12 protein-coding genes are annotated in these 13,856 nt (G+C 62.0%); 5 read left to right on the top strand and 7 right to left on the bottom strand.

What is annotated here, in order from left to right; translation table 11 throughout:
- Positions 1–12: 12 nt before the first annotated feature.
- From QY049_RS34875 to QY049_RS34855, 5 genes are all read left to right on the top strand, one after another.
- Positions 13–888 carry a branched-chain amino acid ABC transporter permease gene (locus QY049_RS34875; RefSeq protein ID WP_258762675.1) on the top strand — a complete coding sequence of 292 codons (876 nt, stop codon included), beginning with the start codon at positions 13–15 and terminating at the stop codon, positions 886–888.
- Positions 885–3,371 carry a branched-chain amino acid ABC transporter ATP-binding protein/permease gene (locus tag QY049_RS34870; RefSeq protein WP_301270449.1) on the top strand — a complete coding sequence of 829 codons (2,487 nt, stop codon included), beginning with the start codon at positions 885–887 and terminating at the stop codon, positions 3,369–3,371. Before QY049_RS34875 ends, QY049_RS34870 begins: the two co-directional genes overlap by 4 nt.
- A gap of 308 nt (positions 3,372–3,679) precedes the next feature.
- On the top strand, positions 3,680–4,276 hold the full coding sequence (locus QY049_RS34865; RefSeq protein ID WP_258762677.1) for a hypothetical protein: 597 nt from the start codon (positions 3,680–3,682) through the stop codon (positions 4,274–4,276).
- A complete protein-coding gene (locus tag QY049_RS34860; RefSeq protein ID WP_258762678.1) occupies positions 4,273–4,617 on the top strand; it encodes an HGGxSTG domain-containing protein in 345 nt (114 codons plus the stop codon). Before QY049_RS34865 ends, QY049_RS34860 begins: the two co-directional genes overlap by 4 nt.
- 25 nt (positions 4,618–4,642) lie before the next feature.
- Positions 4,643–4,999 (top strand): response regulator, encoded by a 357-nt coding sequence (locus tag QY049_RS34855; protein WP_258762679.1) that lies wholly within the window; start codon positions 4,643–4,645, stop codon positions 4,997–4,999.
- 196 nt (positions 5,000–5,195) lie between these two features.
- Here the strand turns inward: QY049_RS34855 and QY049_RS34850 are convergent, their stop codons facing one another.
- The 7 genes from QY049_RS34850 to QY049_RS34820 all read right to left on the bottom strand — a co-directional run bounded on the left by QY049_RS34850 (position 5,196) and on the right by QY049_RS34820 (position 13,854).
- A complete protein-coding gene (locus tag QY049_RS34850; protein ID WP_258762680.1) occupies positions 5,196–6,176 on the bottom strand; it encodes an ABC transporter substrate-binding protein in 981 nt (326 codons plus the stop codon).
- Between the two features lie 369 nt (positions 6,177–6,545).
- Positions 6,546–6,914 (bottom strand): hypothetical protein, encoded by a 369-nt coding sequence (locus QY049_RS34845; RefSeq protein ID WP_258762682.1) that lies wholly within the window; start codon positions 6,912–6,914, stop codon positions 6,546–6,548.
- A gap of 843 nt (positions 6,915–7,757) precedes the next feature.
- Positions 7,758–8,762: an ABC transporter substrate-binding protein gene (locus tag QY049_RS34840; protein ID WP_258762683.1), complete on the bottom strand. Its 1,005-nt coding sequence runs from the start codon at positions 8,760–8,762 to the stop codon at positions 7,758–7,760.
- Positions 8,763–8,975: 213 nt separating this feature from the next.
- Positions 8,976–10,304, bottom strand: coding sequence for an adenylate/guanylate cyclase domain-containing protein (locus QY049_RS34835; RefSeq protein ID WP_258762684.1), 1,329 nt, complete (start codon positions 10,302–10,304; stop codon positions 8,976–8,978).
- Positions 10,305–10,440: 136 nt separating this feature from the next.
- Entirely contained in the window at positions 10,441–11,427 is a 987-nt protein-coding gene (locus tag QY049_RS34830; protein WP_258762685.1) for an ABC transporter substrate-binding protein, read from the bottom strand.
- 180 nt (positions 11,428–11,607) lie between these two features.
- Positions 11,608–12,786: a Gfo/Idh/MocA family protein gene (locus QY049_RS34825; RefSeq protein WP_258762686.1), complete on the bottom strand. Its 1,179-nt coding sequence runs from the start codon at positions 12,784–12,786 to the stop codon at positions 11,608–11,610.
- A 12-nt stretch (positions 12,787–12,798) separates the two neighbouring features.
- Entirely contained in the window at positions 12,799–13,854 is a 1,056-nt protein-coding gene (locus tag QY049_RS34820) for a sugar phosphate isomerase/epimerase (protein WP_258762687.1), read from the bottom strand.
- Between the last annotated feature and the right edge of the window lie 2 nt (positions 13,855–13,856).

Genomic DNA, 13,856 nt, shown 5'->3' with positions numbered 1-13,856 from the left:
CAAGGACGCAACATGCAGTTCGAGTTCTTGCTGGAACAGGTGGTCAACGGCCTCGTGCTCGGCGGCTATTACCTGCTCATCGCGCTCGGGCTGTCGCTGATCTTCTCCGTCGGCGGCATCGTCAATCTCGCGCATGGCGCATTCTATGCGCTCGGCGCCTATGTCTGCGTCGAACTGACCAGCCGCCTCGGCTTCGGCGCCTCCGTGGTGATCTCGCCGCTGGCCGTGGCGCTGCTCGGCATCCTGTTCGAGCGCTTCATCCTGCGCCGCTTCTACACGGCTGATCCGATTCTCAGCCTGCTCGTGACCTTCGGTCTTGCGATGGTCGCAGAGCAGGCGATCCGCATGATCTGGGGCGCCGCCCCCGTCTCGACCGAGATCCCGCAGAGCTTTCGCGGCTCGGTCATCGTCGGCGACTTCCTGTTCTCGCGCTATCGCCTGCTGATCCTCGGCGTGGTCGCGGCGATCCTGCTTGGCGTCTGGTGGCTGCTGCAAAAGACCTCGTTCGGACGCGTGGTGCGCGCCGGCATCCAGCGGCCGGACATGGTGGCGGCGCTCGGCATTCGCCTGCAGCCCTACATGACCGCGATCGTGATGCTCGGCGTCGGCCTCGCCGCGCTCGGCGGCGCCTTCTTCGCGCCGATCACGACGGTGCATCCGGCGATGGGCTCGGACATCATGACCATCGCCTTCGTCGTGGTCGTGATCGGCGGGCTCGGCAGCTTCTGGGGCGTCGTCATCGCCGCCCTCCTCGTCGGCGTCGTGCGCGGCATCGCCATCCATTTCGAGCCGGCGGCGGGTGAAGCCTCGATCTACATCCTGATGTTCCTGGTGCTGCTGGTGCGCCCGCGCGGCCTGCTCGGCGAACGCATCGAGAAGTTCGAATGAGGAATGCCTCGACCATCGAGCGGCTGAGGCCGCTCCTGATCGCGATCGTTGCGGTGATCGCACTGCCGTTCCTGTTGCGGGCGCTGGGGCTCAACCTCTGCATCGGCTACACCGGCCTGGTCTCGTTCGGCCACAGCACCTGGTTCGGTATCGGTGCCTATGCAGCCGGTTTGATCCAGCTGCATTTCTTCCCGGGTCAGATCTGGCTGCCACTCCTGGGATCGATGGCCGTTGTCGCGATCGCCTCGACCATCACGGGCCTGCTGATCCTGCGCCGGCGCGGCGTCTATTTCTCGCTGCTGACGCTGGCGCTGGCAGCCCTCGTCTACACCACCGCCTTTCGCTGGACGAGCCTCACCGGCGGCGAGGACGGGCTCGGCGGGCTGAAGCGCGGCGGCATCGGCGCCGTCGGCTTCGACAGCGCGCTCAACTATTACATCGTGGTCGCGATCGTCGGCCTCGCCGTACTCTACGTGCTGATGCGCCTGGTGCGCTCCCCGTTCGGGCACGTGCTGGTCGCGATCCGCGAGAACCAGCTGCGCGCGAGCTTTCAGGGCTATCCGGTCGAGCGCTACAAGCTCGCGGTGTTCGTGATCTCCGCCGTCGTCACGGGGCTCGCCGGCGCGCTGATCGCGTTCCTGAACTATCTCGTCTCGGCCGAAGCCGTCTCGGTGCCGTTCGCCGGCGAGCTACTGGCGATGGTGGTGATCGGCGGCATGCGCAGCCTGCTCGGGCCTGCGCTCGGCGCGGTGTTCTTCATCCTGTTCCGGGAGCTGTTCTCGATCTGGACGTCGGACTGGCTGTTCTGGTTCGGCCTCATTTTCGTGGCCTTCGTGATGTATTCGCCCGGCGGCCTCGTCGGGATCGGTTCGCTGATCATGCGGCGCCTCCGTCCACCGCCGGAAGAGACGGCGGCGATGAGCCGGCGCAAGATCTATGACGGCCTGCCGCTGCCCGACTTCCTGCGGCCGGAGGCGTTGACGGGCACCGTGCTCGAGGTCAGCGGGGTCTCGCGAAAGTTCGGCGGCATCCGCGCAGTCGAGAACGCCAGCCTCGAGGTCGCCGCCGGCGAGATCCACGCGCTGATCGGCCCGAACGGCGCCGGCAAGACCACGCTGTTCAATCTGGTCTCCGGCCTCTACGCGCCCGACCGGGGCACGATCCGCCTGCATGGGCGCGACATCGCCGGCGTGCCGGCGAACCTGATCTGCCACCAGGGGCTGGCGCGCTCGTTCCAGATCACCAACCTGTTTCGCGGGCTCTCGATCTACGAGAACTTGCGCCTGTCGCTGCAGGCGCGGCGCGCCATGCGCTTCAACATCTGGAACGACATCGACGCGTACGAGGACATCCACGCCGAGACCGCCGCACTGACGAAGTTTCTCGGGCTCGAGGGCATCGAGGAGATCGAGGGCGGCGAGCTCTCCTATGGCGGGCAGCGGCTGGTCGATCTCGGCATCGCGCTCGGCTCCAAGCCCCAGGTGCTGCTGCTCGACGAGCCGCTCGCGGGCCTCGCCGCGGCCGAGCGCGAGCGCGTGTCCAACCTCGTCAGGAACATCGCCGCGAACATTCCCGTGCTGATCGTCGAGCACGACATCGACCGCGTGCTGGGATTCTCGCAAGTGGTCACCGTGATGAACCAGGGCGAGGTGCTGATGTCCGACTGCCCCAAGGCGGTGCGGGCCGACCTGCGGGTACAGGAGATCTATACCGGCAAGGGGATTCCTCCTGTCGAGCATCGGCGCAGCGACGAGACAGCCGGCACGCGCGAGACCGTGCTGCGGCTCGACGGCGTCAACACGTTCTACGGCAAGAGCCATATCCTCAACGACGCCGCGCTCGACGTGCGCGAGGGCGAGATCGTCGCGCTGCTCGGACGCAACGGTGCCGGCAAATCGACGCTGCTGAAAACCATCGCCGGTCTCGTGCCGGCGGCGTCGGGCAGTATCGCCTATCGCGGCGATGACATTGCAAGCCTCCCCGCCCCTAACATCGCCCGCCGCGGCATCGGCTATGTGCCGCAGGGGCGCGGGCTGTTCGCCGGCATGACCGTGCGCGAAAACCTCGCGCTCGGGCGCCTCGCGCGCAAGACCGACGGCGGCGACGGCGTGGTCTGGCACGAGGAGCAGATCCTGCAATACTTCCCCCGGCTGAAGGAGCGCATGAACATCGCGGCGGACTATCTGTCCGGCGGCGAGCAGCAGATGGTCGCGGTCGCCCGCGCGATGTCGGGCAATGTGCGCCTGCTGCTGCTCGACGAGCCGTTCGAGGGTCTCGCGCCGGCCGTGACGCTCGAGCTGTTCAGGGTGTTCGACCAGCTCCGCAGTCACATGTCGATCGTGATCGTCGAGCACAATCTCGATCTCGTGCTGGCGCTGGCCGACCGCGTCTTCGCGCTGGAGCGCGGCGCCGTGTTCCACCAGGGACCCGCGGCGCCGCTGCTCAACGACCTCGGCTATCGCAAGCAGATCCTGTGGCTGTGAGCGGGCCCGGACAAAACGCCAAAACAACCCCATGCACCGTAGCCGGCCCCGTCAGAACGGGGGCTCGCGCAACGTCATCTGCTGAATCTCCGAAATCCCGTTTGACTCGTCGGGCAAAACAGGAGCATGATGGCATCGTCGCGATATCGGCCATTCTCCGCGCTACGCCCGGTCACGGGAGCGCCGCAGGCCTTGCTGCGCGAAAACGCCTCATCGACGTCTGAAACTCACAACCACCGTACAGCAGGGGTGCGACCGGCTTTGCCGGCCGCGAGCCCTTGCGCCTGCACGGCCAAAGGACACACCGCATGACGACATCCCTGACCCGTACCAAGACCATCCCCGTCACGACCAACGATCGTGCCGCGGCGATCGCAAGCCCGAAGGTAAGGCTTCGCCGCAACCGCATCGTGATCGACCACGCCGACCCAGGCGCTGGCGAACAGCTCCTGGCCGAGGCGCTCGGCGCCGCCGACCGCGACGCGTTGCATGGCCTCCTGAGCCAGCTCGTGAAAGCCAGCGCGGTTGCGCGAAAGCCCGACCAGGGCAACCTCTCCTTCATGGTCTCGATGCTGAAAAGCATCGCGCCGAAGGATTCGCTCGAGGCCATGCTGGCGGCGCAGATGGTGAGCATTCAGGTCGCGGCGATGCGCTGCGCCTGCCGCCTCGCCTGCACGGACGACGTGCCGCAGCAGGAGAGCCTGACGCGCGCCCTCACCCGGCTGTCGCGCACCTTCGCGAGCATGATGGAGGCCCTGAACCGGCATCGCAGCAACGGCGCGTGCGCGATCACGGTGCAGAATCTGTCGGTGCAGGATGGCGGCAAGGCCGTCGTCGGCCATTTCACGCAGCATGCAAGCCTGATCGCCGCGAAGCCGGGACTGGTGGATGCCGTTCCCGCATGAGCCACGTCCGCAACACCGGCGCGATGCAGGCGAGCCCGCGCTGCGGCGCGCAATCACGTCGCGGTGAACCGTGCTGCGCGCCCGCGCTGCGCGGCAAGGCGCGCTGCCGCATGCACGGCGGGGCCGCGGGCTCCGGAGCACCGTTTGGGAACAGCAATGCCGTCACGCATGGCTACTTCACGAGCGAGGCGATCGAGGAGCGGAGGTTCGTTCGCGCCGTACTGATCGAAGCGGAGAATCTTCTGCGCCGACTGCCCGCAGGCTCGGAAATAATCGGCAACCCAAGCGAGAGCGAAATCGAGCGCACCACGCTGGGAACATATTCCGCCCTTCGCGCTTAACAAATGATAGGAATGAGGTGCAATCATGGGCCAGTCAAAGCCGATCCGGCCGACCGCAATCGTCGTCGAAGATGACGACATTCAGCGAGAGATGCTCGCCCTGCTGCTCGAACAGAGCAATTTTGACGTGCTCCAGTGCGAGGACGCAGAGACCGCCGCCCTGGCGCTGAAAGTCCGCCACCCCTCCCTGGTGGTCACCGACATCAATCTGGTCGGGAAGATGGACGGCGTGGATCTGGCGCACTTCGCCAAGCAGCACAATGCCGACATGCGGATCATCGTGATCTCCGGCCGGCCGCTGCCCCGGCCGCTGCCGCCCGGCGCGAAGTTCTTCACCAAGCCGGTCTACCCGACGATGCTGCTCGCGGAAGCAGGACAATAGAAGCAATTTGCTGGCGTCGGACGCAGGCGTCACCCTCGAACCCGTAGCGCCGCCGGCCATCAGCATCGCTGCGCGACGGGAGGAGCGCGTGAACGAATGCGATGCCGGATAGCAGTTCAGACCCAATGGGCGGACATCTCCAGCGCTCATCGCGCGGTCTCACACAGGCCGGAGGAAACCTCCGGAGACGGCACTTTCAGTCGATTACCCGTGTCGCTCGTGCCAGCATGATTGGTGGGACTTGAAGGCCGAGCACCTGCGCCGTCTTGAGATTGAACACCAGATCGAACGCCGTCGGCTCCTGAACCGGAATGTTTTCGGGCTTTTCACCTTCGAGAATTTTCTTCACCAGCGGAGCCGCGTCTCGGGCGACTGTCGTCCAATTTGCTCCATAGGACATCAAAAGCCCGGCTTCAGGATAAGGATCAGCCTGACCGATCACCGGCAGCTTTGCTGCAACGGCTAGTTCCGCTATTCGCCGCAATACGAAGACGTGCCACCCACTGGCGCCGAGTATCGCCGCGCCAAACCGACTCGCCTTCGAAAACGCATCTTCAAGACCTTCCGGGCCGCTGCATTCGAACGACCCGAATGACAGTCCGAGCTGTTTTGCGGCTTTGCCCGTATCCTCGAGCTCTGGCTGGGTGGCAAAATGAAATGCAGGACTCGGGTCCCAGATCACTGCAACGCTCGACAGCGAGGGAATGGTATCCTTGAGCAGTTCCACGCGCTTCGCGGCAAGATACGCCGTGACATGCGCGATTCCCGTGACATTTCCTCCTGGACGATTGAGGCTCGACACAAGGCCGGATCCCACCGGATTTGGGTTGTATACAAAGACAATGGGAATGCTGCTCGTTGCCCGCTGAAGCGCCAGGGCCGGCGGAATGGTGATTCCCATCAAAACGTCGCACTTCAACTCAACCAATTGCCTTGCCAACAAATCGAGGTTCTCCGAATTCTTGTCGAAGAACCGATCCTCGAAGATTATGCTGCCCTCGCCATATCCAATGGCCTTGAAGCCATCGCGCAGCGGCTTGAAGTACGGATGGGTCTCGGCATTTGCTCCCTGCCAGAGGACACCGACCCTGGGAATTTTTTTCGACTGCTGCGCTCGCACGACCGCGGGCCACGTCACTGCACCCCCGATCAGTCCCACGAATTCGCGCCGCTTCATTCGTCCTCCCGCCGTGTAACGCCCATGGCGATCATATGACCACACACAACGGTCGCAGGGCTAGAGGCCAAAAGAGCGCCTTGGGTCCACAAGCCGACCACGCCTTCCGCAGCCTTGCTTCGGAGGTGATGGCAACGCCGAGGAATGATGATCGACGATGAGCCAACGGCCACCGTCCTTGACGTAAGTGAGGCTGTAGCGCGCGACCGATGCAGAGCTGGCCGCTGTTCATCTGAAATTGGTAAATTCCAAGAACTTCAGACGGGAAGGAGGCGGCCCGTCTAGACGACCTCGTTTCCGCTCAGGGGTCACTAGCGAACTTCGGTCGCTCCCCGCCGTAAGTCGGCTACGGGCCATGTGTGGACGGCTCTACGGGGGACGTTCGCTGACGTGACGTAAAAGCAGAACGATCACGCACATCGCTGCTACCGAAATGGCGAAAGATAGCGACACTACTGGAAATCCGCGCGACGAAGTTCCGCTTACAAACAGGTATTGCAGTGTGATTGCTATCAACTTCCAAACAAAGAACCAGAGTATCCCGATGCCAGCAGCAGCGATCAACGTGAAGCCCGCGCCACCGGCCTTGTGAGCGGTTGGGTTTTCTTCGATCGGCTCTAATGTTTGCGCGCCGATCGAGCGTTCGGCAGTTATCGGTGCTCGCAGCAGCAGGAACGCCAATGCGGTGAAGAAAACTATAATCCCGACCGCAAGGGGGAATATGAGCCCCAAACGCAATTGCCATCCTCCCTCGCGATCAGATGCCCAGCGCTAACTACTTCTCGTTGTGCATGTCCGGCGCGTCAATCAATCGCGCCAAAGATGCTCAATTTTCCATAAACACGGATTAGTCTGCTTCGGATCAAAAGCAGGCGCCGCTCGCGACCTCGACATGTCAGCCACGGGCCAAGCAGCCGACATATCCTCGGTCGTAGGATGCGGCAGCGACGGGCCACACGCGGGCATCCCTCGATCACACCGTTGGTACGCCATAACGGCTTATAGCAGTTTTGCTGGACTGCCGCCGCAGACGCCGGGAGGATCGGCAGCGCGGCCCGCCTAGAAGCTGGCCCGGACCTACCACGGCCCGGGCCGCTGTGGCGCGATCAGTGTAAGACAGTAGGCCAATCGACCCAGCTGTGGCTTCCGTCCGGGGTGCACGAAATTTCCATCCCGATGTTAGGTAGCCAGATTCTCATAATATCATTTGGCCGCCCGCCGGAAACTGAATCCAATTCGCTATCGCAAAGCGTATCGATTTCTCGCTCAGCAGCGTTCGTCTTCATTGCAATCTCCTGTTTTACGAAGGGATACTTCTCCTCGTAGTTGCGGGATACGGCAACTACTAGCGACGATCAGTGATTCAGATCACACGCCTACTTGCGTCGGTCGTTCCGTTTACAGGCGCGCCCCTAGAGGACGTCGATTAGCCCAAATTGATGCGGCTGAAGCTGGCGCTTCAGAGCGGCAGATCACGGATGATCTTGCGCCAGTGACGCGGATCAAAAGAAAACCTTGCCTGCCCGAGCGCATGTCGGCGTTGGGTCAACAGCGCCGTTCTGCCGGAAGTAGCTTTGCGAGCTATTCAATCATCTCGTCAGCGAGCGCCATTAGCCTTGCTGGGATTTCGAGACCGAGCGCTTTCGCCGTCCTTGCGTTGATACTTAAAACCAACTTTGTGGGCGCTTGCACCGGCATTTCGGCTGGCTTCTCTCCTGTAAGGATACGATTGACGTACCCCGCCACTTCTCTGAGGAATTCGTCCGTGTACCCCGCATCGGGACCGTAAGATATGAGCCCACCGGCGACGACAAAATCGCGCCAAGGGTAGATTGCCGGAAGGCGCTGCCTTGCTATCAATTGGACGAGTTCATTTCGACGCGCATACGTGACGGCATCCGGGAGAAAAACCAAACCGCGGCGTGACGTGTTTCCGAGGTCGACGATGGTGCGTTCGATGTCCGCGCTGTTTGCATGTGGAGTGACGATCCTCTTGATAGCGAAAGATGGTGCGGCACTTTCGATGGCCCGCAAGAAACCCATGGAGTTGTTGCCCGGCTCAGGATTGAAGATGACGCCCAAGCCTTCAATCGAGGGCGCCAGCTCCTTCAAGGAAGACAACCACTTGCTGCCCATCGACGGTTCGAACGGCGTGGCGCCGGTGACACTGCCTCCTGGGTGCGACAGGCTTTCAACATATCCCATTCCTACTGGATCGCTGACGTTTACAAATACAACCGGAATAGTCGTAGCTTCGTGATGCAAAGCCGCCATTGACGTATTCGTCACGGCAACAATGACAGACGGTCGCATCTCTATTAGTTCTTTGGCGCAGGCCCGCGTTGCATCGGTGTCTCCACCTGAAAAACGATACTGGATTACTGCTTTAGCGCCGGACGCCGGACTGCGCTGGTCTTCAAGCCGCTGGGGAAACGCAGCCGTGAACAATTTGGCGAAAGGGCTTTCGGCACTGTCGGCGAACAAGACGCCAATCAGGGGAGGACCCGCCGACTGGCCTGCCCGGATCGATAGCGGCCAGCCTGCCGCGGAAACCGCAATCATCGTGATGAGATCGCGCCGCTTCATTTTCTCTACTCAAATGCTCCCAATGGGTGACAGCATGTTGAACAAAGGCCGACATTAAAAGGCGAACATTAAATGAGTTCGACGATGGACGATACCGTACGAAAGTTCGATGACCGCTCTGGGTCCATCAGCGGACTTCAGCCGTTCCCCGCCTTGGGTCAGCCACGGGCCACAAGGAGACACGAGCTGAATGTGTCGTCTACGCCGTCTGAGCTATTGAACGGCCGCGAACAAATCCCAATGCCCCGGCAGTCCCTTGAGATCAAACGAGCCTCGGTTTGTGAACGTTAATCCGGCACCGGCAACCAAATCGGTAACGACGCGCGACACAAAAACTTCGTTCTCGCCCGACTGCCCCATAATCCGGGCAGCGACGTGAACCGCTATCCCACCTACGTCGTCGCCACGCATCTCGACCTCACCCGTGTGCAGCCCCGCACGTAAGGGTAGGCCAATCTGCTGGGCGGCTTCACCGAGCGCCAGAGCGCAACGAACACCGCGTCCGGGGCCATCGAACATGGCCAAAATCCCATCGCCTGTGTTTTTGACTATCTTTCCTCGATGCTTCTCGACGACTTGAGCGGCCAAGCGATCATGAGTGTCCAAGAGAGCGCGCCAACGACGATCCCCGAGCTCTATCGCTCGTGTCGTTGAGTTGACTATGTCGGTAAACAATACGGTCGCCAGGACGCGGTCAACGTCATCCGGAATGTCAGGTCGGTGCCCTGTGACAAACTCCTCGATGTCGTCCATCACCTCTTCGCATCCCGGAGTAAGTAGAAGACCGTGCGGAAGATTGTCATATTCGACGTACTTTGCTCCAACAATCGCATGCGCCAGCTTCCGTCCCTCAGCGACGGGAACAACAGCATCCATCTTGCTGTGAAGTAGAAGAGTTGGCACCCGCACACTTTGCAAAATAGGTTCGACATCTATGCGTCGATTCATCACCATCACTGCTTTGAACGCACCTGGGCTACAGCTCATCCGCTCGAATTTTCCTAGGGCCGCGAGCTGCTCCTTTGTACCCTCCGTTATCCCGACGACGCGTTTCATCATTTGCCCCGAGCCCCAGCCAGCAACGATCTGGTCCGCAATTGCCTCAAACTGAGCTTCAGGGACGGAGTAACCGGCTCGAATGAACCCGCCCGCTAGAACCAAGTGGGAAACACGGTCTGGATAAGTCGCGGAAAACAGAAGGCTCATGGCACTGCCCTCTGAGAAACCCAACAGAGCCGTTTTGCGGGACCCCACCGCATCCAGCACCGCACGAATGTCGTCTACGCGCTCCTCAAGTGACGGCACCCCCGGTACTCGGTCCGACAGGCCCACGCCACGCTTGTCGAAAGTTATGATCCGAGCGAAGCGAGCTAGCCGGAGCACGTTGTCGATTACGCCCGGCAGCTCGAGAATGAGCTCAATATGCGAGATCGCGCCAGGGATGATCATAAGATCGATCGGTCCGTCGCCAATGACGTGGTACGCAATGTTTATGTCGCCGCTGCGCGCGTATTGAGTTTGCGGCATAACAAAATGGGCCATATCTGGCTCCAACGTCCCGGGACGTTCTACGCTTAGAATGAAGTCTCAAGAACAAATTTTAGTGTTCCACCACCAACGCCTATCATATTAGCCGAGCTGCGTCTTCGTGCTCATGCAGCGCCGCAAAATCCGCGCACTATTCGATCACCTCGTCGGCGCTGGCGAGCAAGGTTGGTGGGATAGTAATCCCAATCTCTCGCGCCGCTTTGGTGCTGATCGAGAACTTGAAGGAGGTAGGTTGACGAAATGGCATTTCTGCAGGATTTCCACCATCGAGTATCTGAGCCGCCTGATCAGCAACTTGGCGGAACGCATCAAACAAGTCACGGTAATAGGCCATAAGGCCCCCTGCGACCACGAGATCGCGAAACGGATACATGGCCGGGATTTGCGCGTTCGTTGCGATACCGACCAACACCTTACTGTTCGGCAGGTGTTGAGGTTCGTCCGAAACCAGCAAGAGTTCGGCACCCACCTTCACGACCGAGTCATAGGCGGCCTTGTAGGCTCCCTCATTTAGACGGTTACCGAGGTCGACGTGCAGAAAGGAAAGCTTTAGTTCTTCCGCCGCTTGTTTCGCCATCGCTGCTTGAGGTTGCTGCATCGCTTGGGATGACGAGAGGTAGGCGAGCCGGGTTGCATCGGGTCGAGTTTCCCGCAAGAGCGACAGCCGCTTACCACTAAGCTCAGCACCCGCATCGACCGTTATGCCTGTGACGTTTCCGCCCGGTCGCGCTAGACTGGACACGAGCCCCAATGCCACTGGATCGCCGATGACGGTAACGATTGGAATCGTCTGAGTTGCAGCTTTCAGGGCTAAGGTCATCGGAGGCGCGCCTGTCACGATAACCTCCGGGTGATTGCCAACTACCGTTGCTGCCAAATCAGCGAAACGATCCATGCTGCCCATGGCCGCATAACGGTCCACGATCAGATTGCGCCCTTCCACGTAACCGTGACGAACCAACCCGTCTAGAAATTCGGCCTCAACGGGATTGATCTTGGTACCGTCCCAGCCCGGAAGAACGATTCCAATTCGCCTTTGCCGAGCGGACTGTTGCGCGTGCGCGGAGCAGGCAAGTGCGCTCGCCGAAGCTAGTGCAAGAAAATCCCGTCTCCTCATTCGATTGAGCCATCAGAGTTGGAGCGGACAGGCGCGTCGTCACCATAGGTATTGAAGCCGACAAAGCGCGCGGAGACAAGGCTCCCAGGCCGGAGTTGGGTCGAAAGCCGGCCTCTGCTCCAGCGCGCGGGAACGTCTGCTTGGGAATGAGCGCAGACTCGGATTGCCTGCAGTTGGCGTTCATCGATCGACGCGAACCCAGGCGCCATTCGCCGCGGATGATCGCACCGCCGCGTCGATGAACTTCATGCCGGCGAGCCCATCATGCACGGTCGGGTAGATCACCGCCGGATCGGGTTTGACGCCTGATGTGGCGGCGCGAATGGCGCGCGCGGCTTCGGCATAGATCGTCGCAAATCCTTCGAGGTAGCCTTCGGGATGACCGGACGGCACGCGGGTGACGCGTCCGGCCTCCGGCAACGCGCCGGCGCCGCCGCGGGTCAGCAATCGTTTCGGCTGGCCGTAGGGCGTGAACCAGAGATAGTTTGGATCGGACTGCGCCCATTCGAGGCCGCCCTTGGTGCCGTGGACGCGCAGCTTCAATCCATTCTCGTTGCCGACAGCGACCTGGCTGGCCCACAGCAAGCCCTTGGCGCCACCCTTCCATCTCAGAAGGATCTGGACGTCGTCGTCGAGCAGCCGGCCCGGCACGAAGGTCGAGAGCTGGGCGAGCAGCTCGTCGAGCTCGAGCCCGCTGACGAAGCAGGCGAGATGATAGGCATGCGTTCCGATGTCCCCGATGCAGCCGCCGGCGCCGGAGCGGGCCGGATCGGTGCGCCACGCCGCCTGTTTCTGGCCCGTGGCCTCCAGCCGCTCCGTCAGCCAGTCCTGCAGATATTCGGCCTGGACCAGCCTGATCTCGCCGAGATCGCCTGATGCCACCATGGCGCGGGCCTGGCGGATCATCGGATAGCCCGCATAATTGTGCGTGACGACGAAGACCTTGCCGGTCTTCTTCACCAGCGCCGCCAATTCCTCGGCCTCCGTGACACCAGTCGTCAGCGGCTTGTCGCAGATCACATGGATGCCGGCTGCGAGGAAAGCCTTTGCCACCGGACCATGCATGTGATTGGGGGTGACGATCGAGACCGCCTCGATGCCATCAGGCCGGGCCGCTTCCGCTCGTGCCATCTCCTCATAGCCGCCATAGGCGCGGTCCGCCGCGATTCCGAGCTCCCTTGCCGAAGCCATGGCGCGCGCAGGGTCCGAGGCGAGCGCACCCGCCACGAGCTCGAACTGGTCATCGATCCTGAAAGCGATGCGATGCACCGCGCCGATGAAAGCCCCCTGCCCGCCGCCGACCATGCCGAGCCGGATGCGGCGGTGGCCGCCGGTCTCGTTGCCTGCCTCGATTGCCATCTGTTGCCTCGCTCAGGTGATGCCGAGCATCTTGCGGACCATCTCGACGTCGGTGCCGGCGCCGGCGAAATCGTCGAAGACCCTTTCGGTGACCCGGATGATGTGGTTCCTGATGAACTCGGCGCCCTCGCGCGCGCCGTCCTCGGGATGCTTCAGCGCGCATTCCCATTCGAGCACCGCCCAGCTGTCGTAGTCATACTGCGTCAGCTTCGAGAACACCGCGCCGAAATCGATCTGTCCGTCCCCCGGCGAGCGGAAACGGCCGGCCCTGTTCACCCAGCCCTGGAATCCGCCATAGACGCCCTGCCGGCCGGTCGGGTTGAACTCGGCGTCCTTGACGTGAAACGCCTTGATGCGCTCGTGGTAGATGTCGATGTAGTCGAGATAGTCGAGCTGCTGCAGCACGAAGTGCGAAGGGTCGTAGAGCAGGTTCGCGCGCGGGTGGTTGTTCACCCTGTCGAGAAACATCTCGTAGGAGACGCCGTCGTGGAGATCTTCGCCGGGGTGAATCTCATAGGCGAGATCGACGCCGTGCGCGTCGGCCTCGTCGAGGATCGGCCGCCATCGCCTCGCAAGCTCGTCGAAGGCCTCCTCGACCAGACCGGGCGGACGTTGCGGCCACGGATAGATGTAGGGCCAGGCGAGTGCGCCCGAGAAGGTCGCGTGCGCCGTGAGCCCAAGGCGCTTCGAGGCGCGGATCGCTGACTTGACCTGGTCGACGGCCCACTCGGTGCGCGCTTTCGGATTGCCCCGCACTTCGGGCGCGGCAAAGCCGTCGAACACGGAATCATACGCCGGATGAACGGCGACGAGCTGGCCCTGGAGATGGGTCGAAAGCTCCGTGATCGCGAGACCGTGACTGGCGGCGACGCCCTTCACCTCGTCGGCGTAGCCTTGCGACTCCGCCGCCTTCTTCAGATCGAACAGCCGCGCATCCCAGCTCGGGATCTGCACGCCGATGTAGCCGAGCGAGGCGGCCCATCTGCAGATCGCATCGAAGGAATTGAACGGCGCCGCGTCGGCTGCGAACTGAGCGAGGAAGATTGCAGGTCCCTTGATCATCTTCATCG

Origin of the sequence: Bradyrhizobium sp. WYCCWR 13022, assembly GCF_030435535.1 — a bacterium.
GTDB lineage: Bacteria > Pseudomonadota > Alphaproteobacteria > Rhizobiales > Xanthobacteraceae > Bradyrhizobium.
The sequence above is the reverse complement of the archived record's forward strand: the minus strand, read 5'-3'. Positions and strand labels throughout refer to the sequence as shown.

Bases quoted from the DNA above. Each gene is read 5' to 3' on its own strand.
- QY049_RS34875 (WP_258762675.1), top strand. From the start codon at position 13: ATGCAGTTCGAGTTCTTGCTGGAACAGGTGGTCAACGGCCTCGTGCTC.
- QY049_RS34870 (WP_301270449.1), top strand. From the start codon at position 885: ATGAGGAATGCCTCGACCATCGAGCGGCTGAGGCCGCTCCTGATCGCG.
- QY049_RS34865 (WP_258762677.1), top strand. From the start codon at position 3,680: ATGACGACATCCCTGACCCGTACCAAGACCATCCCCGTCACGACCAAC.
- QY049_RS34860 (WP_258762678.1), top strand. From the start codon at position 4,273: ATGAGCCACGTCCGCAACACCGGCGCGATGCAGGCGAGCCCGCGCTGC.
- QY049_RS34855 (WP_258762679.1), top strand. From the start codon at position 4,643: ATGGGCCAGTCAAAGCCGATCCGGCCGACCGCAATCGTCGTCGAAGAT.
- QY049_RS34850 (WP_258762680.1), bottom strand. From the start codon at position 6,176: ATGAAGCGGCGCGAATTCGTGGGACTGATCGGGGGTGCAGTGACGTGG.
- QY049_RS34840 (WP_258762683.1), bottom strand. From the start codon at position 8,762: ATGAAGCGGCGCGATCTCATCACGATGATTGCGGTTTCCGCGGCAGGC.
- QY049_RS34835 (WP_258762684.1), bottom strand. From the start codon at position 10,304: ATGGCCCATTTTGTTATGCCGCAAACTCAATACGCGCGCAGCGGCGAC.
- QY049_RS34830 (WP_258762685.1), bottom strand. From the start codon at position 11,427: ATGAGGAGACGGGATTTTCTTGCACTAGCTTCGGCGAGCGCACTTGCC.
- QY049_RS34825 (WP_258762686.1), bottom strand. From the start codon at position 12,786: ATGGCAATCGAGGCAGGCAACGAGACCGGCGGCCACCGCCGCATCCGG.
- QY049_RS34820 (WP_258762687.1), bottom strand. From the start codon at position 13,854: ATGAAGATGATCAAGGGACCTGCAATCTTCCTCGCTCAGTTCGCAGCC.